Genomic DNA, 25,294 nt, shown 5'->3' on the forward strand with positions numbered 1-25,294 from the left:
GGAGGCCGATCATGCCTGATGACATGACCCGTATTGCCCTGCTGTCCACCTCGGACACCGACTTGCTCTCGGCCCGCGCCAGCGGCGCGGCCTACAACCTGGGCAATCCCGCCCGCCAGCCGCTCGAGCCGGTGTTGGCCGGCGCCGACGTGGTGGTGATGCGGGTGCTCGGGTCCTCCGACGAGATCCGCACCGAACTGGAGACCCTGCGGGCCAGCGGCCTGCCGATGGTGGTCCTCGGCGGTGAGCGTCAGCCCAGCCCCGAGTTGATGGAGAACTCGACGGTGCCGATCGGGCTGGCGGCGCAGGCGCACGCCTATCTCGCCGAAGGCGGCCCGGCCAACCTCGGGCAACTGCACGCGTTCCTCTGCGACACCGTGCTGCTCAGCGGCGACGGCTTCGAGCCGCCGGCGGTGATCCCCGAGTGGGGTTATGGTCAGCGCCCCGAGCAGACCGACGGAGCAGCACGGATCGGCATCCTGTACTACCGGGCCCACGAGATCAGCGGTAACGCCGGGTTCGCGCACGCACTGGCCGACGCCATCGACGCCACCGGCGACGCGGTGGGTGTCCCGATCTTCGCGTCGTCGCTGCGCAGCGCTCCCGAGGAGCTCTACCAAGCGTTCGGCACGTTGGACGCGCTGATCGTCACCGTGCTCGCCGCCGGCGGGTCCAAACCGGCCGGGGTGAGCGCCGGCGGTGACGACGGCTCCTGGGACATCGAGCGGCTGGCCGCCCTCGACATCCCGGTGCTGCAGGGCCTGTGCCTGACGTCGTCCCGCGAGGACTGGGACGCCAACGACGACGGCGTGACCCCGCTGGACTCGGCGAACCAGATCGCCATCCCCGAGTTCGACGGCCGGATCATCACCGCGCCGTTCTCGTTCAAGGAGATCGACGAAGACGGTCTGCCGCACTACGTGGCCGACCCCGAACGGTGCGCCCGGGTCGCGGGGATCGCCGTCAACCACGCCCGGTTGCGCCGAGTTCCCAACGGCGAGAAGAAGCTTGCGCTGGTGCTCTCGGCGTACCCCACCAAGCATTCCCGCGTCGGCAACGCCGTCGGCCTGGACACCCCGGCTTCCACCGTGCGCCTGCTGCGCCGACTGGCCGCCGACGGCTACGACGTCGGCGACGGTTTCGGTGTGCTCGGTATCGAAGACGAGACCGAGGCCGGCGACCGGTTGATCCACACCCTGATCGCCGCCGGCGGTCAGGACGAAGAGTGGCTCACCACAACACAACTCACCGATGCGCACGTGACGGTGAGTGCCGAGCAGTACACCGCCTGGACCGCTGACGTGCCCGAGGGGTTGCGCGGAGAGATGCAACAAGCCTGGGGTCCAGCGCCCGGCAAGCTCTTCGTCAACGACGCGGGGCAGATCGTGCTGGCCGCGTTGCGGGCCGGAAACATCGTGCTGATGATCCAGCCGCCACGCGGTTTCGGCGAGAACCCGGTGGCGATCTACCACGATCCCGACATGGCGCCCAGTCACCACTACCTGGCCGCATACCGGTGGCTGGAGCACGGTTTCGGTGCGCACGCCGTGGTGCACCTGGGCAAGCACGGGTCCATGGAATGGCTGCCCGGCAAGAACGCCGCGCTGTCGGCCGACTGCGCCACCGACGCCACCATCGGCAGTCTCCCGCTGATCTACCCGTTCCTGGTCAATGACCCCGGTGAGGGCGCGCAGGCCAAACGCCGCGCACACGCCACCATCGTCGATCACCTGATCCCGCCGATGGCCCGGGCCGAGACCTACGGCGACATCGCGCGACTGGAACAGCTCCTCGACGAGTACGGCAACATCGCCTCGATGGACCCGGCCAAGCTGCCGGCCATCCGCGGCGAGATCTGGAACCTGATGCGCGCCGCGGAGATGCACCGCGACCTCGGCTTGGACGACCGTCCCGAGGACGAGGAATTCGACGACTTCCTGCTGCACGTCGACGGCTGGCTGTGCGAGATCAAGGACGCCCAAATCCGCGACGGCCTGCACGTGCTCGGCGGCGCACCCGAGGGCGAGGCCCGGGTGAACCTGGTGCTGGCCATTCTGCGGGCCGCCCAGGTGTGGGGTGGCCGCGACCACGCCGTGCCCGGGCTGCGCGCCGCGCTCGGTCTCAAAGAGGAGGCCGAAACCGCCGCGGTGGACGAGATCGAGACCCGGGCCCGCGGACTCGTCGAAGCGATGGAGGCGGCCGGCTGGGACGCCGCCGTGGCGGCCACTCTGCACGACGACCCCGAGGTGCAGACGGTGCTGCGGTTCGCCGCCACCGAGGTGGTGCCCCGGCTGGCCGGTACCGCTGGTGAACTCGACGCCGTGATCCACGCACTGGCAGGTGGTTTCGTGCGCCCCGGCCCATCCGGATCCCCGTTGCGCGGGCTGGTGAACGTGCTGCCGACGGGCCGCAACTTCTACACCGTCGACCCGCGGGCGGTGCCGTCGCGGCTGGCCTGGCAGACCGGTCAGGCGATGGCCGAATCGCTGGTGCAGCGCTACCTGGACGACACCGGCGCCTACCCGGAGTCGGTCGGTCTGTCGGTGTGGGGCACCAGCGCCATGCGCACCTCCGGCGACGACGTGGCCGAAGTGCTTGCGCTGCTGGGGGTTCGGCCGGAATGGGACGAGGCATCCCGCCGGGTCAGCCGGCTCGAGATCATCGCCCTCGAGGAACTGGGCAGACCCCGTATCGACGTGACGGTGCGGATCTCCGGCTTTTTCCGCGACGCCTTCCCGCATGTGGTGGCGATGCTGGACGACGCCGTGCGCATGGTCGCCACCCTCGACGAACCCGACGAGCAGAACTTCGTGGCCGCCCACGCCCGCGCCGACTTGGCCGAGCATGGTGATGAACGTCGCGCCACCACAAGGGTTTTCGGATCCAAGCCCGGCTCCTACGGTGCCGGGATCCTGCAGGTGATCGAGGCGGGCACCTGGCGTGACGACAAGGACCTGGCCGAGGTGTACACCGCGTGGGGCGGCTTCGCCTACGGCCGTGGTCTCGACGGGGTGGCCGCCGCCGATGACATGCGCACCAACTACTCGCGCATCAAGGTGGCTGCCAAGAACATCGACACCCGCGAGCACGATATCGCCGACAGCGACGACTACTTCCAGTACCACGGCGGCATGGTGGCCACCATCCGCGCGCTCACCGGCTCGGATCCCAAGGCCTACGTAGGGGATTCGACGACACCCGATGCGGTGCGAACCCGAAGCCTGGCCGAGGAGACCGCCCGGGTGTTCCGGTCCCGGGTGGTGAACCCACGCTGGATCTCCGCCATGCGCAAACACGGGTACAAGGGTGCGTTCGAACTCGCCGCCACCGTCGACTACCTGTTCGGGTTCGATGCCACCGCCGGGGTGGTGCACGACTGGATGTACGAGAAACTCGCTCAGGAGTACGTGCTCGACCCGACGAACCGGGAATTCCTGGACAAGTCGAATCCGTGGGCGCTGCACGGCATCGTCGAGCGGCTGCAGGAAGCGGCCGACCGTGGCCTGTGGGCGGAACCGTCACCGGAAACACTGGCCGCGTTGCAGCAGGCATATCTCGAGGTCGAGGGTGATCTGGAGGACCGGTAGGTGACAGAAGTCCGGATTCTCGGGGTCGGGATGGGCCCCCAGCACGTCACCGCCGAGGTGGCCGCGGCGCTGCGCGACGTGGATTACGTACTGGCAGCGGAGAAGAACGATGACGACGGGCTGCTGGCGCTGCGGCGTGAAATCCTGGCTGCCCACACGGATTCGGTGCCGATCGTGGTGGTCCGCGACCCGGAACGAGACCGCTCGGCCGGGCTGAGCACCTCGGGTTACGAAGGTGCCGTAGCGGATTGGCATTCGGCCCGGGCGGCGGAATACGCCGCCGTACTGCGGGAGCGCGGCGGGACGGCGGCGTTCCTGGTGTGGGGGGACCCCTCGCTGTACGACTCGACCATCCGGATCGTCGAAAAGGTCCGTGAGCTCGGCGTCCCGGTGGAACTGGACGTGCTGCCGGGGATCAGCGCCCCGCAGCTGCTCGCAGCCCGGCATCGGATCGTGCTACACGAGGTGGGCCGTCCGGTGCACATCACCACCGGCAGGCGGTTGCAGGAGGCGGTGGCCGCGGGCCAGGACAACATCGTCGCCATGCTCAATCCACCACCGGAGCGGCTCGACCTGTCCGGCCTACACGACTGGACGCTGTGGTGGGGCGCCAATCTCGGCGCGCGCGGCGAACGTCTGGTTCACGGCCGGCTCGGTGAGGTGTATCCCGCCATGGCCGAGGCGCGTGAGGCGGCCAAGGCCGACGCCGGCTGGGTGATGGACCTGTTCCTGGTGAGGAAGAACTGATGCCGGGCATCCTCGTGGCCGGCACCACCAGCGATGCCGGCAAGAGCGTGGTCACCACCGGCCTGTGCCGGGCGCTGGCCCGCCGGGGTGTCAAGGTGGCCCCGTACAAGGCGCAGAACATGTCGAACAACTCGATGGTGTGCGCTACGGGCACTGAGATCGGCCGGGCGCAATGGGTTCAGGCCCTGGCCGCCGAGGCCGAACCCGAGGCGGCCATGAATCCCGTGCTGCTCAAACCGGGCAGTGATCACCGCAGCCATGTGGTGCTGATGGGGCAGCCCTGGGGCGAAGTGTCCTCGGCGGACTGGCTGGACGGCCGGCGCGCCCTGGCCACGGCAGCGCACGCGGCTTTCGACGACCTGGCCGGCCGGTTCGACGTGGTGGTGGCCGAAGGCGCCGGGAGCCCCGCCGAGATCAACCTGCGCGCAGGCGATTACGTCAACATGGGACTGGCCCGGCACGCGGGTCTGCCCACCGTGGTGGTCGGTGACATCGACCGCGGCGGGGTGTTCGCAGCGTTCCTCGGTTCGGTGGCGCTGCTCTCACCCGAGGATCAGGCACTGGTGGCCGGGTTCGTCGTCAACAAGTTCCGCGGTGACCTCGACCTGCTGGCCCCGGGTCTGCGTGACCTGGAACGGGTGACCGGACGGCGCGTTTACGGCACCCTGCCTTGGCATCCCGAACTGTGGCTGGACTCCGAGGACGCCCTGGACCTCGAGGGCCGACGTTCCTCCGGGGATGCAGCCCGCCGGGTGGCCGTCATCCGGCTGCCCAGGATCAGCAACTTCACCGACGTCGACGCACTGGGCCTGGAACCCGGTTTGGATGTCGTGTTCGTCTCCGACCCGCGGGCGCTCGGCGACGCGGACCTGGTGGTGCTCCCGGGAACTCGCGCCACCATCGCCGACCTGGCCTGGTTGCGGTCACGAGGACTGGATCGTGCCATCGTGGCGCATGTGGCTGCAGGCAAGCCCCTGATCGGGATCTGCGGTGGCTTCCAGATGCTCGGCGGGGTGATCCGTGACCCGGACGGTATCGAGGGGCAGCCCGCGGAGGTTTCCGGGCTGGGCCTGCTGGATGTGGAGACGACGTTCGCGGCGGCGAAAGTGCTGCGCCTGCCGCAGGGTACCGGGCTGGGGGTGCCGGCCTCGGGGTACGAGATCCACCACGGCCGCATCACCCGCGGCGCCGGGGTCGACGAATTCCTCGGTGGGGCCCGCGCCGGGCAGGTTTTCGGGACCATGTGGCACGGCTCGCTCGAAGGTGACGCGTTGCGTTCGGCGTTCCTGGGCGAGACGCTGGGGGTGGCGCCGTCCGGGGTGAGCTTCCCGGCAGCCCGGCAGCGTCGGCTGGATCTGTTGGGACAGTTGGTCGAACAACACCTCGACGTCGATGCGCTGCTGGCGCTGGTGACCAATGGTGCACCCGCGGGACTTCCGTTCCTTCCGCCGGGAGCACCGTGACGAGGGTGTTGCTCCTCGGCGGCACCGCCGAAGCCCGAGCTCTGGCTGCGGAGTTGGTGGCCGACGGGATCGACGTGATGAGTTCGTTGGCCGGTCGGGTGGCCCGGCCGCGGATGCCCGTCGGCCCGGTCCGCGTCGGTGGATTCGGCGGGGTGGACGGATTGCGTAGCGCCCTGGCCGATTACGACGCCGTGGTGGACGCCACCCACCCGTTCGCGATGACCATGTCCCAGAACGCCGTCACCGCCTGCACCACCGGATCCGCCCAGCGCCCGCTGCTGCGGTTGCAGCGACCCGGCTGGTCCGACCGCGCAAAACCGTCCTGGCAGTGGGTGGATTCGCATGACGAGGCGGCGGTGCTCACCGCGCGACTGGGGCAGCGACCCGTGCTCACCATCGGACGACAGCAACTCGCGCGCTTCATTCCTGCCTTGCACGAGCTGGCGGTGCTGGCGCGGGTGGTCGACGATCCCGACGTGGATGTGCCGCCGTCGTGGCGACTGCAGCACGACCGTGGTCCGTACGCGTTGCCGGGTGAACTGGAGCTGCTGCGTGACCATCGGGCGGATGTGTTGGTGACCAAGGACTCCGGCGGTGAGTACACCTGGCCGAAGATGGCGGCCGCCGATGAGCTCGGACTGCCGGTGGTGATCGTCCGCCGCCCCGAGGTGCCCGCCGGCGTCATCGCGGTGTCCAGCGTGGAAGAGGCCGCTGCCTGGGTGCGGGCACTGTAACCTGGCACTTGCCAGTCGCCTCCGTATGGAGCAGGGAACCCGGTGCGACTCCGGGGCTGACGCGCAGCGGTGTGGAGTGACGAAGCGGGCATGTGTAAGCCACTGGGAGCGTAGCTCCTGGGAAGGCAGCCCGCCGAGGACGATCTCCGAGCCCGAAAACCTGCTGGCAGCCGCGACACCCGTCGCGGTGAGGTCATCGGGTCTCGCTGTTGGACCCCCTGATGTGAAGGATCGCCATGCGACCAGAGTTGTTGGTGTTTGCCGTCTTTGCCCTTGTGCTGGCAGGGTGCAGCTCTTCTGCGGAACAACCCTCCGCCGCCCCCGCCCAGGGCTACCCCGTGTCGATCGAGAACTGCGGTCGTGAGGTCACGATCCAGCAGGCACCCGAACGCATCGTCTCGTTGAACCAGGGCAGCACGGAGATGTTGCTGTCGCTCGGCGCCGCCGATCGCATGGTGGGTGCCGCGGGCTGGACCGATCCCATCCTGCCATCGCTGGAGGCCGACAACGCCACGGTAGAGCGGCTCGCCGACCAGGCGCCGTCGTTCGAGACGGTTCTCGCCACGGAGCCCGATCTGGTCACCGCATCGCTGCAGGGCACCCTCGGTCCCGGCGGCGTCACCACTCCGGAGGATCTGGCGAAACTGGGCGTCCCGTCGTACATGTCGGTTGTCGAGTGCACCAAAGAGGCCGGCAATTCCGACGGCCGGCGCACCGAGACACTGGAGATCGACGCCATCTACACCGAGATCCGTGACCTCGGTGCCCTGGTCGGCGAACAGGCCCGCGCCGAGGGACTCGTCGCTGACATGCAGAACCGGGTGGCCGCCGCCTCGAGGAGAGACACGGCCGGCACCACAGTGCTGTACTGGTTCGCCAACTCCGAGTCGCCGTACATGGCCGGGTGCTGCGGCGGGCCTGGTGTCATCAACCGCACCCTCGGGTTGAAGAACGTGTTCGAGGATTCTCCGGAGGATTGGCCGCAGATCAACTGGGAGACGGTGGCGCAGCGCGATCCCGATGTGCTGATCCTCGGCGACCTGACCCGCAAGAGCCAAACCGCTGAGAACGCCGCCGCGAAAATCGCTTTCCTGGAATCGAATCCCGTCACCCGCGAGATGACGGCGGTGAAGAACAAACGCTACATCCCGTTGGCCGGCGCCGAGCTCAACCCGTCGATCCGGATGGCGGACGCCATCGAGAAGGTCGCAGGCGGGTTGGCGCAGTTCGGTCTGGCCCGCTGAGCAGCGCGCTGCGCTCCCCGGCTGTGGTCTGGCCGGCGGGGCTGGTACTGCTGTTGGTGTCGGTCGCGGCCGCCACCACCATCGGGCCGTCGGATCTCGGGCCCCGCGACGCATTCGCCGCCGTCCTCGAACGGTTCGGCGGCCCCGATTCTCAGCTGTCGCTGCTGCAGCAGAGCATCATCTGGGAGCTGCGACTGCCCCGCGCGCTACTGGCCGCGGCGTGCGGAGCGGGGCTCGCGCTGTGTGGCGTGATGCTGCAGTCGCTGTTGCGCAATCCGCTGGCCGATCCGTTCATCCTCGGCGTCGCCTCGGGAGCGTCGACCGGTGCGGTGTCGGTGGTGGTCCTCGGTATCGGCGCCGGGGCGATCGGACTGACGGCGGGCGCCTTCGTCGGCGCGGTCGTCGCTTTCGGCCTGGTTCTGGTGCTCGCGTTCGCCGCCGGGGGCGGGATGGACCGGATGATCCTCGCCGGAGTGGCTGCCACCCAACTGTTCTCGGCGCTGACATCGTTCATCGTGTTCAGGTCGGCGGATGCCGAGCAGACCAGGGGAGTGTTGTTCTGGCTGCTGGGGTCGCTGAGCACCGCGTCCTGGCGCGATGTGGCGGTGTGTGCGGTGTTGGTGATCCTGGGAGTGGTGATCTGCTGGGCCTGCGCCGGCACGCTGGACGCGTTCCTCTTCGGTCAGGACGCCGCCGCTGCGCTGGGGGTGGCGGTCGGACGGATCCGGCTGCTGCTGTTGGTGGTGACCGCGCTGGTGACTGCGGTGATCGTGTCGACCTCGGGTGCCATCGGGTTCGTCGGTCTGGTGCTGCCGCACGCGGCGAGGGCGTTGGTGGGGACCAGGCACCGCGTGTTGGTGCCGACGGCCACCATCCTCGGGGCGATCTTCCTGGTGTGGGTGGACACGGCGGCCCGGGTGGTGATCGCCCCGCAGGAACTTCCCGTCGGAGTGGCCACCGCGATCGTCGGCGTACCTGCCTTCGTGGTGATTCTGTTGCGGCGCAGGAGAAGCGGATGAGCCTGTGCGCCAGCCGGGTCACCTGGTATACCCATGGCCGGGTGATCGTCGACGGGGTGGACATCACCGTCGCCGCCGGCGGCACCGTCGGGTTGCTCGGCCCCAACGGTTCGGGGAAGTCGTCGCTGTTGCGGCTCTTGGCGGGGATTCGCCCCGCCTCGTCGGGGGTGGTTCGCCTCGACGACACCGACGTGTCGACGATGAGCAGGCGCCAGGTGGCGCGGCGGCTCGCGGTCGTCGACCAGGAGGCCACCACTGATCAGGAGCCCACGGTGCGTGACGTGGTGGAGCTCGGTCGCCTGCCGCATCGGCAGCCCTGGTCGCCGATGTCGGCCCGGGACCGTGAGATCGTGGAATCAGTCTCGGTGACAACAGGAATCGAAATGCTGCTGGACAGGCGCTATTCCACGCTGTCCGGCGGGGAACGACAACGTGTGCAGATCGCGCGGGCCCTGGCGCAGGAGCCGACCGAGCTGTTGTTGGATGAACCGACCAACCACCTCGACATCCGGCACCAACTGGAACTGCTCGAATTGGTGACCTCCACCGACACCACCACGCTGATGGCGCTGCACGACCTCAACCTGGCCGCGGCCTATTGCGAGGAGTTGGTGATCCTCCAGCACGGGCGGGTGCACACCGCGGGTCCACCGGCCAGAGTGCTCACCGCGGACGTGATCGCGCAGGTGTACGGAGTGCAGGCAACGGTGCACCTGGAGGATGGCCGTCCGCATGTGCGGTTCGGCCGGCCGCTGCGCTGAGCCGCACTAGCGTGCAAAAAGCCCTCGGCGAGCGCGCGTGTTGGTACGAAAAAGCCCGGTGTGTTGCGTGCAGACACGCGCGCTCGCGGAGAGTAGGGCGGCGGCCAGGCCGACTCGGCGGGCCAGCCGGGTGGTCCGCGGGATGTCGCTCGGCACCGGGGCGCGGCCGTCACCCATCAGCGCGCGGTGCTCGACGCGGTTGCCGTAGTAGGTGTTGGTGCCGCCGAGCCGGATCCCCAGCGCCCCAGCGAAACTGGCCTCGACCACCCCGGCGTTGGGGCTGGGGTGAGCACGGGCGTCGCGGCGCCACGCGCGCAGCGCTCCGCGCGGATCAGGGGCCAGGATCGTTGTGATCAGACCGGCGCTGCGGGCGCCGGGGAAGCCCAGGACATCGTCGAATCGGGCGGCGGCCCAACCGAATCGCTCGTATCTCGCGTTGTGGTGGCCCACCATCGCATCCAGGGTGTTGGCGGCCCGGTGCCCCACCAGACCCGGCACCCCGGCGACCGCACCCCAGAAAAACGATGTGACCACCGCGTCGCTGGTGTTCTCGGCCACCGATTCGACGACGGCGCGGGCCACTTCGTCGGGTGTCAGCGCGGAGGTGTCGCGGCCCACCAGGTTGCGCAACCGGCGCCGGGCCCCGTCGAGATCATCGGCTTCGAGCAACTGGTGCACGGCCAGCGCCTCCCGTTCGAGTGAACGGCCGCCGAGCACTGCCCAGGTGGTCACCGCGGTCACCAGCACCTGCGCCACGGGATGGCGGGCGCAGCGCTGGGCGGTGACGGCCAGTCCCGTCGCGGCCCCGATCAGCAGAACCTGGTACCCAACGCCACGCGCGCGGCTGTCACCGTATATCCGCTGTTCGAGTGCCGAAGCGGCACGGCCGAATCCGGCCACGGGATGGCCCCGGCGAGGATCGCCGAGGAGACGGTCAGCGGCGTGGCCCAGGACCAGACCGGCGGCCTGCCAGGTCGTTGGGTTCAGCATCGGCCTACACCTACGATGGGCGGGTGCGGATCCTTGTCACCGGTGGCGTGCGCTCCGGCAAGTCGGGTCACGCCGAGGCGCTGCTGGACGGTGTCGCCGGCGTGACGTATGTGGCACCCGGGCGCGCCACCGACGGCACCGACCCGGACTGGGATGCCCGGGTGGCGCTGCACCGGCAGCGCCGTCCGCAGAGCTGGTCGACGGTGGAGAGCAGCGCGCTGGCCGAGGTGCTCACCGACCGGCCGGGTCCGGTGCTGATCGACTGTCTCGGTACCTGGTTGACGGCGATCATGGACGCCGAGCAGCTGTGGGAGGGCTCTTCCGGGGAGGCGTCCGCGGCCATCGGCGCCCATCTCGACACGGTGTGCGCTGCACTCGGCGCGGTGACCGAGGCGGTGGTGGTGACCAACGAGGTGGGCCTCGGTGTGGTGCCCGCACACCAATCGGGCCGGCTGTTCCGTGATCTGCTCGGCACCGTCAACCAGCGCGTGGCCGCGGTCTGCGATGAAGTGCACCTGGTGATCGCCGGTCGTGTCCTGAAGCTGTGAGCTGCTCAACCCGGCAGCAGTTCCGTCAGTAGCGCCGTGTCGCGCAGTGCGGCCACCGCGCCGCGCAACACCGGTACCGCGGCCACCGCGCCGGACCCTTCACCGAGTCGCAGACCCAGATCCAGCACCGGTGCCAGGCCCAGCTTGTCCAACGCCAGGCTCTGTGCCGGTTCGGTGGAGCGGTGCCCCGCCGCGAACCAGGCCGCCGCTCCGGGGTTCATCCGGTCGGCGGTCAGGGCGCACGCCACCGCCATCAGCCCGTCGAGCAGCACCGGGACACCCGAACGTGCCGCGGTGACAAGGTATCCCGTGGATGCAGCAAGGTCAGCGCTGCCGAGTGCGGCCAATGTCTGCACTGGATCGCCAGCGCGGTCACCGACCCGGGCCAGCGCAGCCTCGATGACCTCGGCCTTGTGCCGCAGCCCCGCATCATCGATCCCGCTGCCGCGGCCCACCACCTCCTCGGCCGGCAGTCCGAGGCCGGCGGCCACCATGGCCGCGGCGGGCGTGGTGTTGCCGATACCCAGGTCGCCGCTGAGCAGGAGTTGCGCGCCCGCGGCGATCTCCTGCGCGGCCACCTCGGCACCCGCGGCCAGGGCGGCGTGCGCCTGCTCGTTGGTCAGCGCGTCCTCGAGATGGATGGGGCCGCTGGATCGGCGGATCTTGTACGCCTGCAGTCTGTTTCTGACATCGGCGGGCAGATCGGCGAAATCGTCGTCGACACCGAGGTCGAGCACCCGGACGTCGACCCCGTGTGCTGAGGCCAGGGAGTTGACCCCCAGTTTCTTGATCAGCGCGGCGCGGACGGTGGCGGCGGTGATCGATGACGGGAAGGCCGACACCCCGTGCGCGGCGACGCCGTGATCGCCGGCGAAGATCACCAGGCGCACATTCTCCAGCTGACGCGGCGGAACATCGCCCCGGGTGGCCGACAGCCACACCGCGAGTTCACCCAGCCGGCCCAGTGCGCCGGGTGGGGTGGCCAGACCGGCCAGCCGAGCTCTTGCCGCGGCAGCGACGTCGGCCGGGGGCGGGGCGATGGAGTGCATGGCTTCTCCTAGGAAACGGAAAGGGGCTGGCGGATGATTCGCTCGAGGGCGGCCAGCAGTCGGTCGGTGGTGGCGTGATCGCGCACCGCGATGCGAATCCAACCACCGTCCAGGCCGGGAAAGGTGTCGGTGCGCCGTACCGCCACACCGGCACCCCGCAGCGCGGCGTGCACACCGTCGCCGACGTGGGCCAGCACAAAGGGTGCCGCACCGGGGATCACCCGGACGCCACGGTGCCGCAGACCTTCAGCGAGGTGAGTTCGCCAGTGCCGCAACTCTTCTGCCCGGCGCTGAGCTTCCGCCGCCGCACGGTCGTCCGCACACACCCGCATGGCGGCGATCGCGGGTGTCGACACCGACCACGGCACCTGGTGCCGGGCCGCGTCGGCGATCAGCGCAGGGTCACCGAGCAGATAACCGGCCCTGATCCCGGGGATCGACCAGTGTTTGGTCAGGCTGCGGGTCACCAGCAATCCCGGCACCCGCTCACCCGCCACGGTCTGTGGTTCACCGGGCACCGCGTCCATGAACGCCTCGTCCACCACAACCACCCGGCCGGGCCGCAGCAGCCGGCGTATCGTCTGCGCGGGGTGCAGCACACCGGTGGGATTGGTGGGGTTGCCGACGACCACCAGATCGGCGTCGTCCGGCACGATCTCGGGCCGCAACGCGAAATCGTCGTCGGCAGAACACAACACCGTGGTGACGGTGTGACCGGCTTGCTCCAGTGCCAGGTGCGGTTCGGTGAACTGCGGGTGCACCACCACCGGCCGTCGCCATGCTCGCAGGCCGGCGATCAGGAAGAACGCCTCGGCCGCACCGGCGGTCGGCAGCACCTCCTCGCCCGCGCGGCCGTGCCGGGCGGCCAGCGCCGAACGAGCCTGCGCGGCATCGGGATAGGCGCCGGACTGGTCGACGGCACGGTGCAGCGCGTCGTCCAGCCAGGTCGGGCGCGGACCCGCGTAGACGTTGACGGCGAAGTCCAGTAATCCGGAGCCCAGCTCGGCGTCACCGTGATGCCGCAGATCCACCGGCGGCGGGCAGGACGCCACATAGTCGTGGGCGGCGTCGGCGAATCGCTGAGCCAGCTGCGGGTGGCCGGCCCAATGGATGTGCAGATACGACGCATGCAGGGTCGGGCCGGCGAATCCTTCCGCGCCCGCGGGAAGAAGCCAAGCGGCGCACTGGGTTTCGGGATCGGACTCAGGCGTGACCCGGGTGCGGTGGAATTCGTGGCCGGTGATCTCCTCGCCGGCCCTGCCCAGCAGGGAGTCCCCGGCGGAGATCGCGGTGCGGTAGCCCAGCGTCAGTTTCGGCGTCATCGCCGCGGTGGCGTCCACGGCGCCGATCGCCGGGATGTCCTCCAGGGTGCGGCACAGATAAGTCAGTCCCGCGCACTCGGCGACGGTGGGCACCCCGGCCGCGATGGCATCCCGGAGCTCGGCGATCAACGCCGCATTGGCGGCCAGATCCCCGGCGTGCACCTCGGGAAAGCCGCCACCCAGATAGATGCCCGCCGTACCGGGCGGCAGCGCCGCGTCGGTCAACGGGTCGAACTCCACCACCTCGCAGCCGGCGGCGGTGAGCAGTTCCTCGGTTTCGGCGTACCGGAACGTGAACGCCCGGCCGCCGGCGACCGCGACCACCGGCCGGCTGCCGGGGCGCGGTGTCACCTCGGCAGCGGGATCCCACCCCGGGGTCTCCAGAGCAGGTGCCTGCCGGGCGATGTCGAGCACCGCGTCGAGATCGACGTGCTGCTCGATCACTTCGCGCAGCCGATGCAAGGTGGCTGCGGATTCCACGCGTTCGGCGGCCGGGACCAGACCGAGGTGCCGTGACGGCATCTCGACACCCGCATCACGGGGCAGCACACCCAGAACCGGAATATCGCGGTGCGCCAACGCCTGACGCACCTCGTCGGCGTGCCGCTCGGTGCGAGCCTTGTTCAAGATGACGCCGGCGATCCGCACCGCCGGGTCGAAGTGCGCCAGCCCGGTGACGACGGCGGCGTGGGTGCGCGAAGCGTGCGAGATGTCGACGACGAGGATCACCGGTGACGCGGTCAGTGCGCTGACGTGGGCGCTCGAGGACTCGCCGTCGGTGCCCAAGCGCCCGTCGAACAGACCCATCACACCCTCGATGACCGCCACGTCCGCGCCGGCCGCGCCGTGCACCAGCAGCGGCACGATTCGCTCCTCGCCCACCATGAACGGGTCGAGGTTGCGGCCGGGCCTACCGGTGGCCATGGCGTGATACCCGGGGTCGATGTAGTCGGGGCCGACCTTGTGACCGCTGACCGACAGGCCACGCGCGGACAGCGCCGCCATCAGACCGGTGGCGATGGTGGTCTTTCCGTGTCCGGAAGCCGGTGCCGCCACCACGAAGCGGGGCAGCGCTGTGGTCACCACTCGATGCCTCGCTGGCCCTTCTGGCCCGCGTCCATCGGGTGTTTGACCTTGCCCATCTCTGTGACCAGGTCGGCGATCTCGACCAGTTTCGGGTCGGCGCGACGGCCGGTGATGATGACGTGCTGGCGGCCGGGGCGGTTCGCGAGTGTCTCGACGACGTCGTCGATGTCGACCCAGCCCCAGTTGATCGGGTAGGTGAACTCGTCGAGGACGTAGAGCTCGTGAGTTTCGGCGGCCAGCCGCTTCTTGATCTCCGCCCAGCCCTCGGCGGCGGCCACGGCGTGGTCCTCCTCGGTGCCCGGTTTACGCGTCCAGGACCAGCCCGAGCCCATCTTGTGCCACTCGACCGGACCGCCCTCGCCGGTCTCGTCGTGCAGGGCACCGAGGCGTTCCAGCACGGTCTGCTCACCGATGCGCCACTTCGCCGATTTCACGAACTGGAAGACTCCGATGCGAAAGCCCTGGTTCCAGCCGCGCAGCGCCAAACCGAATGCGGCAGTGGACTTTCCCTTGCCGTCACCGGTGTGCACCATGAGCAGTGGCCGGTTGCGGCGTTGGCGGGTGGTCAGACGGTCGTCGGGCACCGTCAACGGTTGTCCCTGAGGCATCAGGCCGCCCCTTCTCGCGTTGCGCCGTGCACGATCTCGGTCAGCGCCTGGGCATTGAGCGCTGTCAACGCGGTGTACTCCGCACCCAGGTGTTCGGCCAGGGTGCGCGCCAAACCCATACGCATACGGCCGGTTTCGCAGTCGACGACGATGGAGCTGACACCTCGGGCGGCCAGGATGTCGGCGGCCTGGCGGGACCGGCCCACCGCGTCGGGTCCGGCGGTGGCGCGGCCATCGGTGACCACCACCAGCAGCGGTCGCCGGCTGGGATCACGCAGCCGTTCACGGCGCACCACATCGGCGGCTTCCAGCAGCCCTTCGGCCAGCGGTGTGCGCCCGCCGGCGGGCAGGTCCTCCAGGCGCCGCGCCGCGATGTCCACGGACCCGGTGACGGGCAGGGTCAACTCGGCGCCGGTGTCGCGGAAGGTCACCAGGCCCACCCGGTCGCGGCGCCGGTAGGCATCCAGCAGTAGCGACAAGATGGCGGTTTTGACGTGGCGCATCCGTTCGCGGGCCGCCATGGACCCCGACATGTCCACCACGAACAGCACGAGGTTGGATTCGCGGCCCTCCCGCACCGCGCGGCGCAGATCCTGGCTGTGCAGCCGGAGCCTGCCCGCGGTGCGACCCCGCGTGATCTGGTGCGGTGCGGCAGCGCGGACGGTCTCCACCAGGTGGATGCCGTGGCCGTCTCCGTCGACCCGGGTGGCACCCACCCGGCGCCCCGCGGCGGTGCGGGCGCGGCTGCGGCGGCCGGACTGTCCTTCGCCGACTCCGTTGACGGTGAACAGTTTGGCGCGGTAGGGCTCACCCGCACCCACCGGTGCGGGGGTCCCCTGGCCCGGCGACTTCTGCGTGCCGTCGCCGTCCCCGGGCGGGGAGATGTCCTCGGGTGCGCTCTCGCCGCCCCCGTCGTCATCGGGGCCATCCGGGTCAGGATCGGGCTCGGTGTCGGGAGCCTCCGGTGGCAGAACGTCGTCGAGGGCCTGCTCGTCCAGCCCGGGCGCGTCGAACGGGTTGCGCCGGCGCCGGTGCGGCAGGGCCAGGCGCGCGGCCACCCGGATGTCCTCGACGGTGATGTGTTCGCGGCCCTGCCACGCCGCGTGGGCGGCGGCGGTGCGCGCGGTGACGATATCGGCGCGCAGTCCGTCGACCTCGAAAGCCGCGCACACTTCGGTGACCTTCAACAGCATCTCGTCGGACAGCTGCACCAGGCCCACCAGGTCTTGAGCGCGCTGGATGCGCAGCTGCAACCGGTGCTGGGCGTCGGCGTAGCGGGCCCGGAACTCCTGGGGGTCGGCGTCGAAGGCGAGTCGGCGTCGCACCACGTCGGCCCGCAGGGCGGGATCTCGGGGGGCCGCGACCTCCACGGTCAGACCGAAGCGGTCCAGCAGCTGCGGACGCAGTTCGCCCTCTTCGGGGTTCATGGTGCCCACGAGCACGAATCTGGCTGCATGCGTGACGGATACACCGTCACGCTCCACGGTCAGCCGGCCCATGGCGGCGGCGTCGAGGAGCAGATCGACCAGGTGGTCATGCAGCAGGTTCACCTCGTCGACGTAGAGGATGCCGCGGTGCGCGTGGGCCAGCAGCCCCGGCTCGAAGTTGATGGTGCCGTCGCTGAGCGCGCGCTCGAGATGAATCGATCCGGCCACCCGGTCCTCGGTGGCACCCACCGGCAGTTCGACGAGGCGCACGGGCCGGGTCTCGATCATTCGCTCGGCGTCGAATGGCCCGTCGGGGGACACCGCGTGCTCGTCGCCCGGGTCGGAGGAGAACCGGTCGCCGGCGTACACCTCGATCGGGGGCAGCACCTCGGTGAGTGCGCGCACCAGCGTCGACTTCGCGGTGCCCTTCTGGCCGCGCACCAGCACGCCGCCGATGCCGGGTGACACGGTGGTCAGCAACAGCGCCAGCGCCATGTCGTCGAGGCCGCCGGGTGCGTCCGGGTCGGCGCCGAGAACGGCGGAGAAGGGATACAGCTGCAGCATGAGGAGCTCCGCTCATGATCGCGAACCGAGAATGACGGTGTGCGAGGCCGGTCTTCGGACTGACCGAATCTCGTCCCTAGCCAGGGCGGGTTCGGATCACCGCAGCGGGCCTGTGCCGGATTCTCACCGTGCTTCCCAGATTCTCCCCAGCCACCGTCCGCTCCGTTTCCGACGCGGGGGCACCTGGGGCACCTCGCACCTGTCACGCTAGCATCGCCGCCGTGCCGGTCGCTGACGTGCGTCTCACTGTGGTGGGTATCGGGGCCGACGGCTGGGCCGGGCTCGGGGATAACGCCAGGTCGCTGATCACCGACGCCGAGACCGTCATCGGCGCACCGCGGCAACTGGGCCTGCTTCCCGAGGACGCCGGTCAGCAGCGTCTGACGTGGCCGAGCCCGTTGCGAGCCGCGCTGCCCGCGCTGCTGAACACCCTGGCCGGGCGCCGCGTCGTGGCGCTGGCCTCCGGTGACCCCATGGTCAGCGGGATCGGCACCACGCTGGTGGACGTGCTCGGCGCCGACCAGGTGACCGTGGTGCCCCATGTGTCCTCGCCCGCGCTGGCCCGGGCCCGCCTCGGCTGGTCGGCGGAGTCCACCGCGGTGGTCAGCGTGGTGGGCCGCGATGTGCACGCCGTGCTGCGTGAGGTGGCGCCGGGCCGTCGCCTGGTGGTGCTGTCCTCGGACCAGGACACCCCGGGCGAGCTGGCGGCGTTGCTGGCCACGCTGGGCTACGGCGCGAGCCGGATGGTGGTGCTGGGTGACTTGGGCAGCAACGCCGAGACCCGGGTGGACACCACGGTCGAGGGTTTCTCCGGTGCGGTGTCGCGTCTCAACATCGTCGCACTGGAACTGTCCGGTCCTCTCCAGACCGGTTGGGCGCCAGGGCTTCCCGACGATGCTTTCGAGAACGACGGGCAACTCACCAAACGTGATCTGCGGGCGGCCGCACTGGCCCGGCTGATGCCGGTGCCCGGTCAGATGCTCTGGGATGTCGGCGCGGGAGCGGGGTCGGTGGGCATCGAGTGGATGCGCGCCCACCCGACGTGTGCGACCGTGGCGGTGGAAGCGGACCCGGCCCGGGCCGAGCGGATCACCCGCAATGCCAACGCGCTCGGTGTGCCCGCACTGCGGGTGGTCAACGGCCGCGCACCCGCGGCGTTGGCGGAGCTGCCGGCCCCGGACGCGGTTTTCATCGGCGGCGGCGCCACCCGGGCCGGAGTGCTGACCGAATGCCTGACGCGGCTGCGGCCAGGAGGCCGGCTGGTGGTGCACGGCGTCACCGTAGAGACCGAGGTGTTGCTCGGTGAGGCCTACCGCGAGCACGGCGGTGAACTGACCCGCATCCACATAGAACGCGCCGCTCCGGTGGGGACGTTCACCGGGTGGACGCCGGCGCGCGCCGTCACCCAGTGGGCACTCGTCAAACCTGCGATTTCGGCGCGTTCGTAACCGCTCAGCGGTTACGAACGCGCCCAAATCACTCGACGTCGACCCAATCCAGCGTGCGCTGGACGGCTTTCTGCCAGCCGGCGTAGCCGGCGGACCGCTGCTCCTCACTCCACGTCGGGGACCAGCGCTTGCCCTCCTGCCAGTTGGCCCGCAGATCGTCGGGGTTCGCCCAGAAACCGGTGGCCAGGCCCGCGGCGTAGGCCGCCCCCAACGCAGTGGTCTCCGCGACAACGGGTTTCACCACATTAACGCCCAGGACATCGGACTGGATCTGCATGCACAGATCGTTGGCGGTGATGCCGCCGTCGACCTTCAAGACCTCGAGGTGCACACCGGAATCGGCTTCCATGGCGTCCACCACGTCACGGCTCTGGTAGCAGATGGCCTCCAGCGTGGCCCGGGCGACGTGTGCGTTGGTGTTGAACCGAGACAGTCCCACAATGGCCCCGCGGGCGTCCGAACGCCAGTACGGCGCAAACAATCCGGAGAAGGCGGGCACAAAGTACACCCCGCCGTTGTCGTCGACCTGACGCGCCAGTGCCTCACTCTGCGCGGCGCCGCTGATGATGCCGAGCTGGTCGCGCAACCACTGCACCGCCGAGCCCGTGACGGCGATGGAACCCTCCAGTGCATAAACAGGTTTCGCATCGCCGAACTGATAACACACGGTGGTCAGCAGCCCGTTCTCGGAGCGGACGATCTTCTCGCCGGTGTTCAGCAGCAGGAAATTACCGGTGCCATAGGTGTTCTTGGCCTCGCCGGGTGCCAGGCAGACCTGGCCCACCATGGCCGCCTGCTGATCCCCGAGAATTCCAGTGACGGCCACCTCGCCGCCCACCGGGCCGGTTTCCAGGGTGTGGCCATAAGGTTGCGGGGACGACGACGGCACGATGCGGGGCAGCATCTGACGCGGAATCCCGAAGAACGACAACAGTTCCTCGTCCCAGTCCAGTGTCTCGAGGTTCATCAGCATGGTGCGGCTGGCGTTGGTGACATCGGTGACGTGCACCCCGCCGCGGATGCCGCCGGTCAGGTTCCACACCACCCAGCTGTCGCTGGTGCCGAAGATCGCGTCCCCGCGTTCGGCGGCCTCACGCACACCGTCGACGTTCTCGAGGATCCACTGCACCTTGCCGCCGGAGAAGTAGGTCGCCGGCGGCAGCCCGGCTTTGCGGCGGATCACGTCACCGCGCCCGTCGCGATCCAGCGCCGAGGCGATCCGGTCGGTGCGCGTGTCCTGCCAGACGATCGCGTTGTAGTAGGGTCTGCCGGTTTTGCGGTCCCACACCAGCGCGGTCTCGCGTTGGTTGGTGATACCCAATGCCGCCAGGTCACCTGCCTGCAGGTTGGTCTTGTTGAGCACGGTGGTGAGCACCGAGGAGGTGCGTTCCCAGATCTCGACGGGGTTGTGCTCGACCCAGCCCGCCTGCGGCAGGATCTGCTCGTGCTCGAGCTGATGGCGACCGATCTCGGCGCCGCTGTGGTCGAAGACCATGGCCCGCGTGCTCGTGGTGCCCTGATCGACCGAGATGACGAACTCTGACATAACGCTCCTTTCCCGCATCAATCACAACCGAGCACCGTCAAGCCTCGCACGTTACCGGCGCAGTCCGATCCCTGTCCGCGGTTTCCACTGCCGCGGCATCCAATTTCTCTCAGGCAGAACCGTATTGACGATCAACTCCAGGAGCGCAGCAGTGACTCAGATGGCTTGGGCGCCGGCCTCGGCCACCGACACGTCCTGCTCGACGCTGCCTGCGCTGACGCCGACGGCCCCGATCACCACGTCATTGTCGGTGAGCAGCACACCGCCACCGAAGATCACCATGCCACCCGAGGTCTGCTCCAGCCCGTAGAGTTCGGCACCCGGCTGGCACAGCGGCATGAGCGCGCTGGTGGGTGCGTTCATCAGGATCGAGGTGCGGGCCTTGCGGATGGAGATGTCGATGCTGGCCTTGATGGCCCCGTCCATGCGAACGAACGCCACCAGATGACCACCGTCGTCGACCACCGCGATGTTCATCGGCTGGCCGATCTCGTTCGCCTTCGCGGTCGCGGCCTCCAGCACGGCCTGGGCGGCGGACAGGGTAATGGCGGTCATTGCCTAGCCTTTCGAAGAAATGGTGCTGCAACGTGTTTGGATGTTGCGAACTGAATACACAAGCGGTGTCGTCGATGATAGTGCGCACCGTCGGCAGAGACGATGGTTTCTCCCCGTTTCGGGCTCGGCCGGTCGCAGAGCCTATCCAAAAGCACACCTCTTGATCAGTATTTGCCGCTCATCCGGCCAGTAAGTGGGCGGGACCTCGCCAGAACACGGCTGCGGTGACGCGTATCACCCACAGACTTGCGACGCACGTTCGGTGATCCATCCGAACGAGAGCTCATCATTCGGCCGCGAGAGAGGTTGCGTCAGTGTCGAATTTCGACATCTTCATCTGGGAGTTTCTCGGCACGACGATACTGTGCCTGCTCGGCAGCGGTTCGGTGTCCGCGGTGGTCCTGAAGAACTCGTATTCGCATGGTGGCGGCGGGGACTGGCTGATCATCGTGCTCGGCTGGGGCTTCGGTGTGTTCGCCGGTGCCAGTATCGCGGCCCCTTCGGGAGCGCATATCAATCCGGCGGTGACACTGGCGGTCGCCCTGTCCGGAGGAGTGCCCTGGGCGACGGTTCCGGTGTACTGGGCGGCCCAGGTATTGGGCGGCATCACGGGTTCCTCGCTTGCCTGGGCGGCGTTCAAGCTGCAGTTCGACAACAACGGCGACAATTCGGGTACCCGCGGGATCTTCTGCACCTCACCAACTGTGCGTGACTTCCGCTGGAACCTGGTGACCGAGATCATCGCCACATTTGTGCTGATCATCTGGATCCTGACGAATCCGAGTGTCAACGAGGCCCTGGGTTATGCGGGCGTGACGTTCGTGATCATCACCATCGGCTTCGCGCTGGGCGGTCCCACGGGCTACGCGGTGAACCCCGCTCGCGACCTCGGACCACGCATCGCGTACTGGTTGCTGCCGATCAGGGACAAGGCCGGGCCGGACTGGGGATATTCGTGGGTTCCGGTGGTGGGGCCGCTCGCCGGTGCGGCACTGGCCGCCGGATTGGCGGCGGTCCTGCCCGTCGTCGCGTAGCACCATGGCCGTTGATCTCCGACATGACAGCGCCGAGGGCATCATCGCCCTCGGCGCTGTTTCGCGGGTGCCGGGTGCCGGGTGACTGAAAGCAGCGCAGCTGCACCGGTTTCAGCCGGCGTTGAGGCTCACCCGGGAGTGCCGCACGGCATGTCCCGGGACGAAGCCGGCCACCGCACCGATCACCGTGGTGGCCGGGGGACCGATGCCCGCGGTGCGGGCCGCATCGGCGATGGTGTCGAGTCGGGCCCGGACCTCGCGCTGGCTCGGCAGGCTGCCGTCGGCGATCACCGCGGCCGGGGTGGCGCGGTCCAGCCCGCCCTCGATCAGAGCCCGGGTGATGGCGTCGAGGTTCGCCACGGCCATCATCAGGATGATGGTGGTGTTCGTCTGCGCCAGCGCCGCGTAATCGATTGTCGACTCGGGATGTTCAGGCGGCACGTGGCCGGAGATCACCGTGAAGCCCTGGGTGAGGCCGCGATGGGTGGCCGGGATCATCGCCGACGCCGGGGCGGCGATCGAGGAGCTCACACCGGGGATGACGTCGACGGCCACGCCTGCGCGCACACATTCGTCGACCTCTTCACCGCCGCGGCCGAAGACGAATCCGTCGCCGCCCTTGAGGCGGACGACGGTCTTGCCGTCGAGCGCGTGCCGGATCAGCAACGAGTTGATGTCGCTCTGCTCCACCCGGCGCCCGCCGGGAATCTTGGACGCATCGATGATGACGGCGTGGGGTGCGAGCTCGGCCAGCACGCTCACCGGGGCGAGCCGGTCGGTGACGATGACGTCAGCGCCGGCGAGCGCGTCCCGCCCGGCGATGGTGAGCAGGCGCGGGTCTCCGGGACCGCCGCCCACCAGGATCACTCTCCCGGCGGGACGGCGGTCCCGGCGCCCAGCACGTTGCTTCTCGACGGGTCCGATGCAGAACACCCCGCGTCGGCGCGCCTGCTCGGCGATCCAGCGGTCGAGGTGCTCCACCTCGGTGCACGCGAAAACCACTGCCACCGAGTCGATATCGGATCCCGAGAGCTCACGTCGATGCAGTGCCACGAGGTTCCTGGCGGCCAGATCCGACAGATAGGGCGTCGGTGCGGGTGACACCACCGTCACGATGGCGCCCGCGCGCACCAGCGCACCGGTGGTGGTCATGGCCCGGGCCGAGGATCCCGCCACCAGGACGGCGCGACCCGCGACCGGTAGCTCCACCGAGATCGCCCCGCTCATCGGGCCACCGTCACCGGGTAGTCGCCGGGAATTCCGGTGTTGCCCCGCAGAGCCGCGGAGATCAGCGCGGCGCGCCGGTGGACGCCGAACTTGTCCATGATGTTGTGCAGATGGAATTTCACCGTCGCTTCGGCGATGAACAGCCGGGTGGCGATGGTCCGGTTGTCGAGTCCCTCGATGAGCAGCAGCAGCACTTCGCGTTCCCGCCGGGTCAGCATCCGCGACTCGTCGATCTCGGTGTCGGCCGCGGTCGACCGGAGTTGCGCGATCAGCGCTTCGGCGCTGAAAGCGTCCAGCGCGGTCTGCCCTTCGATGACCTTGTGCACGGCGCGCAGCAGCTCGGTGGACGGTGAACGGCGATGCACCAGGGCGTCGGCACCGGCTTGGATCAGCTCGACCGCCTGAGTGGATGCGCAGCCGTCATCCATCACCGCGATCACCTTGGGCCGCGGATCCAGTTCGGCCAGCAACGGAGCAAGAGCCTGGCTGCGGTCTGTCCCGACGACGAGCAGGTCTGGTTGCACGGCACCCAAGCGCTCGGCCAGGCCGCTACCGTGCCGCAGCTCGCCGACCAGCTGGACAACGCCGACCTGCGACACGAGGTGAACGAGTCCGTGCCGCAGCAGCTCGTCATCCATCACGAAGACCGTGCGCAGCTTCCGCGGCGCCGCGAAAGTCCGCTGCAGGAGCGGGGTTTCGGCGGTTCGGGCGGTTTCGGGGCGTTGCGGGGCAGGACCGATCGGCGCACACCGCGTCTGTGACCAACCCATGATCGACTCCGTCCTGGCGAGTTAGCGGGGCGAATGCTAATGAGGCGTGCGTTGCAGTCACGTTGCAATGTGGGCAGATCGATCGACCTCAACTCGTGCGACTCACGACACTGCCAGCACGCAGTCCCCGCAGAGCCCGCCGGCGGGAGCCAGATAGAACAGGCAGCAACTGCGCCGGATGAACCGGCCCGGCTCGAAGCCGGCGGTGCCGGCCAGTGCTTCGGTGTCCAGCAGTGCCCGGATCAGCGCACGGCCCCGACCCTCATCGTGCGGCCGCGACATCGCCAGCACGGTCACGGCGCCGTTGGCGGCCGACACCACGTTCCCGGACATCACCGTGGGCGACAACCCCGTCGTCGCCCTCAACGCCTGGTCCAGGGGGTCGAGAACATCCGGTACCACGGAACAGGCGATCGCCTGGGCCGCTTCCACCGCAGTGCGCGCCTGCACCCATTCCGCGCCGGTGAGCCCGAATCGCGGGAAATGGTGCCCGGTGTCCTGCCAGACCAGGGAGTCGGCGGACAATTCCGGCACCGCGCCGGCAATGACGGCGGCAGCCACAGCCGGTGAGAGCAGCCGCGCGGCGACGCCCAGATGAAATGACGATGCCGCCACTCGCGGCGGAATGTCCCCGACGTCACAACGCATCGATTCGGCCATCGCCGTGCGCATGCGATCGACAAATCCGGAAAGTGTCGGGGGCTCGAAGAGGTGGGTCAGGTGTTGACCTTGCACATCGAATTCCGACAACGCGGTGAAGTATCCGCCGAGGCCGGCCAAAAGGGCCCGAATTTCGGCAGCCTCCACGGGTGTGAGCCGACGGTTCGGGCGGGCATCGGAAGCGTCCATGATGGGCCACGCTAACGCGATCGTGGGGCCCGTGCGGGCGGCTTCCCGCGTTCCTCTCCGAACGACGGGCGGGTTCGTGGCGTCGTTGCCCGCATTGCCGCAGACGGGGCGCACCCTGGCCGATCAGGCGCGCGTCGTGGGCTCTGAACTGCCCTTTCGGGTAGTGGCGCGAGCTGCAACGTTACTGCAACGTGACGCGAGCCACAATTGTGCCGCGCGTGACGACGTGTCCCGTTACGCCGACGTCGGGTGACCCAGTCGCCCCTCACCTCTGGAGCTGTGCATGACGCAACCGAACCTCGATCCCGCGGTGGACTATCCGTTGAGTGTCAACCGAAGGGATCTGCTTTCTACGCCCACCGGTAAATCAATCGACGACATCACCATGGCGGCTGTGGTCTCGGGTGATGTCCAGGCGACCGATCTGCGTATCACGCCGGACACGCTGCGCCTGCAGGCGCAGATCGCGGAAAAGGACGGCAGAAAGCAGCTGGGCGCGAATTTGCGGCGCGCTGCGGAAATGACCGCCATCAGTGACGAGCGGGTTCTCGAGATCTACAACGCATTGCGGCCCAATGCATCGACCAAGGCCGAACTCGACGCAATTGCCGAGGAATTGCAGACCCAATACAACGCCACCTTCCTGGCGGAACTGGTGCGGGAAGCGGCCGCGGTTTACGAGCGCCGCGACATTCTGGCGACGAGCGAATAGGAGT

The 25,294-nt window shown here is 69.0% G+C and carries 21 protein-coding genes and 2 riboswitches; of the genes, 11 read left to right on the forward strand and 10 right to left on the reverse strand.

Annotated features, from left to right (window positions below):
- Positions 1–23: 23 nt before the first annotated feature.
- The 7 genes from cobN to AC3A6P_RS10015 all read left to right on the forward strand — a co-directional run bounded on the left by cobN (position 24) and on the right by AC3A6P_RS10015 (position 9,555).
- Positions 24–3,587, forward strand: coding sequence for a cobaltochelatase subunit CobN (gene cobN / locus AC3A6P_RS09985; RefSeq protein WP_487691458.1), 3,564 nt, complete (start codon positions 24–26; stop codon positions 3,585–3,587).
- The gene (cobF, locus tag AC3A6P_RS09990; RefSeq protein WP_487691215.1) at positions 3,588–4,334 is read left to right on the forward strand and encodes a precorrin-6A synthase (deacetylating); all 747 of its coding nucleotides are present in this window, start codon (positions 3,588–3,590) and stop codon (positions 4,332–4,334) included.
- Entirely contained in the window at positions 4,334–5,797 is a 1,464-nt protein-coding gene (locus AC3A6P_RS09995) for a cobyric acid synthase (RefSeq protein ID WP_487691217.1), read from the forward strand. Before cobF ends, AC3A6P_RS09995 begins: the two co-directional genes overlap by 1 nt.
- The gene (locus AC3A6P_RS10000) at positions 5,794–6,531 is read left to right on the forward strand and encodes a cobalt-precorrin-6A reductase (RefSeq protein ID WP_487691219.1); all 738 of its coding nucleotides are present in this window, start codon (positions 5,794–5,796) and stop codon (positions 6,529–6,531) included. Before AC3A6P_RS09995 ends, AC3A6P_RS10000 begins: the two co-directional genes overlap by 4 nt.
- A riboswitch (cobalamin riboswitch) is annotated at positions 6,527–6,713 on the forward strand. (Overlaps the previous gene by 5 nt.)
- A gap of 54 nt (positions 6,714–6,767) precedes the next feature.
- Positions 6,768–7,775: an ABC transporter substrate-binding protein gene (locus AC3A6P_RS10005; RefSeq protein WP_487691221.1), complete on the forward strand. Its 1,008-nt coding sequence runs from the start codon at positions 6,768–6,770 to the stop codon at positions 7,773–7,775.
- A 23-nt stretch (positions 7,776–7,798) separates the two neighbouring features.
- Positions 7,799–8,794, forward strand: coding sequence for a FecCD family ABC transporter permease (locus tag AC3A6P_RS10010; protein ID WP_487691222.1), 996 nt, complete (start codon positions 7,799–7,801; stop codon positions 8,792–8,794).
- Positions 8,791–9,555: an ABC transporter ATP-binding protein gene (locus AC3A6P_RS10015; protein ID WP_487691224.1), complete on the forward strand. Its 765-nt coding sequence runs from the start codon at positions 8,791–8,793 to the stop codon at positions 9,553–9,555. Before AC3A6P_RS10010 ends, AC3A6P_RS10015 begins: the two co-directional genes overlap by 4 nt.
- A 6-nt stretch (positions 9,556–9,561) precedes the next feature.
- Here the strand turns inward: AC3A6P_RS10015 and AC3A6P_RS10020 are convergent, their stop codons facing one another.
- On the reverse strand, positions 9,562–10,545 hold the full coding sequence (locus AC3A6P_RS10020; RefSeq protein ID WP_487691226.1) for a cobalamin biosynthesis protein: 984 nt from the start codon (positions 10,543–10,545) through the stop codon (positions 9,562–9,564).
- Positions 10,546–10,568: 23 nt separating this feature from the next.
- On the opposite strand from AC3A6P_RS10020, the gene AC3A6P_RS10025 reads away from it, so the two are divergent.
- Positions 10,569–11,093 (forward strand): bifunctional adenosylcobinamide kinase/adenosylcobinamide-phosphate guanylyltransferase, encoded by a 525-nt coding sequence (locus AC3A6P_RS10025; protein ID WP_487691228.1) that lies wholly within the window; start codon positions 10,569–10,571, stop codon positions 11,091–11,093.
- 5 nt (positions 11,094–11,098) lie between these two features.
- On the opposite strand, the gene cobT is transcribed toward AC3A6P_RS10025, so the two are convergent.
- Genes cobT through AC3A6P_RS10045 form a run of 4 tightly spaced genes read right to left on the reverse strand, consistent with a single transcriptional unit; the run spans position 11,099 to position 17,149 of the window.
- Positions 11,099–12,142, reverse strand: a complete 1,044-nt coding sequence (gene cobT, locus AC3A6P_RS10030) for a nicotinate-nucleotide--dimethylbenzimidazole phosphoribosyltransferase (protein ID WP_487691230.1) — start codon at positions 12,140–12,142, stop codon at positions 11,099–11,101.
- 8 nt (positions 12,143–12,150) lie between these two features.
- Positions 12,151–14,547 carry a bifunctional hydrogenobyrinic acid a,c-diamide synthase/histidinol phosphate aminotransferase CobBC gene (gene cobBC, locus AC3A6P_RS10035; RefSeq protein ID WP_487691232.1) on the reverse strand — a complete coding sequence of 799 codons (2,397 nt, stop codon included), beginning with the start codon at positions 14,545–14,547 and terminating at the stop codon, positions 12,151–12,153.
- Positions 14,544–15,158: a cob(I)yrinic acid a,c-diamide adenosyltransferase gene (gene cobO / locus AC3A6P_RS10040; protein WP_487691234.1), complete on the reverse strand. Its 615-nt coding sequence runs from the start codon at positions 15,156–15,158 to the stop codon at positions 14,544–14,546. Before cobO ends, cobBC begins: the two co-directional genes overlap by 4 nt.
- Entirely contained in the window at positions 15,158–17,149 is a 1,992-nt protein-coding gene (locus AC3A6P_RS10045) for a VWA domain-containing protein (protein WP_487691236.1), read from the reverse strand. The genes cobO and AC3A6P_RS10045 overlap by 1 nt, the downstream gene beginning before the upstream one ends.
- 28 nt (positions 17,150–17,177) lie before the next feature.
- A riboswitch (cobalamin riboswitch) is annotated at positions 17,178–17,355 on the reverse strand.
- 15 nt (positions 17,356–17,370) lie between these two features.
- Here AC3A6P_RS10045 and cbiE point away from each other — a divergent pair.
- The gene (cbiE, locus tag AC3A6P_RS10050; RefSeq protein WP_487691238.1) at positions 17,371–18,597 is read left to right on the forward strand and encodes a precorrin-6y C5,15-methyltransferase (decarboxylating) subunit CbiE; all 1,227 of its coding nucleotides are present in this window, start codon (positions 17,371–17,373) and stop codon (positions 18,595–18,597) included.
- A gap of 28 nt (positions 18,598–18,625) precedes the next feature.
- Here cbiE and glpK read toward each other — a convergent pair whose 3' ends face one another.
- Positions 18,626–20,161: a glycerol kinase GlpK gene (glpK, locus tag AC3A6P_RS10055; RefSeq protein WP_487691239.1), complete on the reverse strand. Its 1,536-nt coding sequence runs from the start codon at positions 20,159–20,161 to the stop codon at positions 18,626–18,628.
- A 138-nt stretch (positions 20,162–20,299) separates the two neighbouring features.
- Positions 20,300–20,698 (reverse strand): GlcG/HbpS family heme-binding protein, encoded by a 399-nt coding sequence (locus AC3A6P_RS10060; RefSeq protein WP_487691241.1) that lies wholly within the window; start codon positions 20,696–20,698, stop codon positions 20,300–20,302.
- A gap of 314 nt (positions 20,699–21,012) precedes the next feature.
- Between AC3A6P_RS10060 and AC3A6P_RS10065 the strand changes: the two genes are divergently transcribed.
- Positions 21,013–21,732 (forward strand): MIP/aquaporin family protein, encoded by a 720-nt coding sequence (locus AC3A6P_RS10065; RefSeq protein WP_487691243.1) that lies wholly within the window; start codon positions 21,013–21,015, stop codon positions 21,730–21,732.
- Between the two features lie 111 nt (positions 21,733–21,843).
- On the opposite strand, the gene cobA is transcribed toward AC3A6P_RS10065, so the two are convergent.
- The 3 genes from cobA to AC3A6P_RS10080 form a co-directional block, all read right to left on the reverse strand.
- A complete protein-coding gene (gene cobA / locus AC3A6P_RS10070) occupies positions 21,844–22,959 on the reverse strand; it encodes a uroporphyrinogen-III C-methyltransferase (protein WP_487691245.1) in 1,116 nt (371 codons plus the stop codon).
- The gene (locus AC3A6P_RS10075) at positions 22,956–23,729 is read right to left on the reverse strand and encodes a LuxR C-terminal-related transcriptional regulator (protein ID WP_487691247.1); all 774 of its coding nucleotides are present in this window, start codon (positions 23,727–23,729) and stop codon (positions 22,956–22,958) included. Before AC3A6P_RS10075 ends, cobA begins: the two co-directional genes overlap by 4 nt.
- 102 nt (positions 23,730–23,831) lie before the next feature.
- Entirely contained in the window at positions 23,832–24,578 is a 747-nt protein-coding gene (locus AC3A6P_RS10080) for a (2Fe-2S)-binding protein (RefSeq protein ID WP_487691249.1), read from the reverse strand.
- A 283-nt stretch (positions 24,579–24,861) separates the two neighbouring features.
- Here AC3A6P_RS10080 and AC3A6P_RS10085 point away from each other — a divergent pair, with 283 nt between their 5' ends.
- Positions 24,862–25,290: a diol dehydratase small subunit gene (locus tag AC3A6P_RS10085; protein ID WP_487691251.1), complete on the forward strand. Its 429-nt coding sequence runs from the start codon at positions 24,862–24,864 to the stop codon at positions 25,288–25,290.
- Positions 25,291–25,294: the final 4 nt, after the last annotated feature.

This window comes from Mycobacterium sp. Soil_C_30 (assembly GCF_057656995.1).

Bases quoted from the DNA above. Each gene is read 5' to 3' on its own strand.
- cobN (WP_487691458.1), top strand. From the start codon at position 24: ATGACCCGTATTGCCCTGCTGTCCACCTCGGACACCGACTTGCTCTCG.
- AC3A6P_RS09995 (WP_487691217.1), top strand. From the start codon at position 4,334: ATGCCGGGCATCCTCGTGGCCGGCACCACCAGCGATGCCGGCAAGAGC.
- AC3A6P_RS10005 (WP_487691221.1), top strand. From the start codon at position 6,768: ATGCGACCAGAGTTGTTGGTGTTTGCCGTCTTTGCCCTTGTGCTGGCA.
- AC3A6P_RS10015 (WP_487691224.1), top strand. From the start codon at position 8,791: ATGAGCCTGTGCGCCAGCCGGGTCACCTGGTATACCCATGGCCGGGTG.
- AC3A6P_RS10020 (WP_487691226.1), bottom strand. From the start codon at position 10,545: ATGCTGAACCCAACGACCTGGCAGGCCGCCGGTCTGGTCCTGGGCCAC.
- cobT (WP_487691230.1), bottom strand. From the start codon at position 12,142: ATGCACTCCATCGCCCCGCCCCCGGCCGACGTCGCTGCCGCGGCAAGA.
- cobO (WP_487691234.1), bottom strand. From the start codon at position 15,158: ATGCCTCAGGGACAACCGTTGACGGTGCCCGACGACCGTCTGACCACC.
- AC3A6P_RS10045 (WP_487691236.1), bottom strand. From the start codon at position 17,149: ATGCTGCAGCTGTATCCCTTCTCCGCCGTTCTCGGCGCCGACCCGGAC.
- glpK (WP_487691239.1), bottom strand. From the start codon at position 20,161: ATGCGGGAAAGGAGCGTTATGTCAGAGTTCGTCATCTCGGTCGATCAG.
- AC3A6P_RS10060 (WP_487691241.1), bottom strand. From the start codon at position 20,698: ATGACCGCCATTACCCTGTCCGCCGCCCAGGCCGTGCTGGAGGCCGCG.
- cobA (WP_487691245.1), bottom strand. From the start codon at position 22,959: ATGAGCGGGGCGATCTCGGTGGAGCTACCGGTCGCGGGTCGCGCCGTC.
- AC3A6P_RS10075 (WP_487691247.1), bottom strand. From the start codon at position 23,729: ATGGGTTGGTCACAGACGCGGTGTGCGCCGATCGGTCCTGCCCCGCAA.
- AC3A6P_RS10080 (WP_487691249.1), bottom strand. From the start codon at position 24,578: ATGGACGCTTCCGATGCCCGCCCGAACCGTCGGCTCACACCCGTGGAG.
- AC3A6P_RS10085 (WP_487691251.1), top strand. From the start codon at position 24,862: ATGACGCAACCGAACCTCGATCCCGCGGTGGACTATCCGTTGAGTGTC.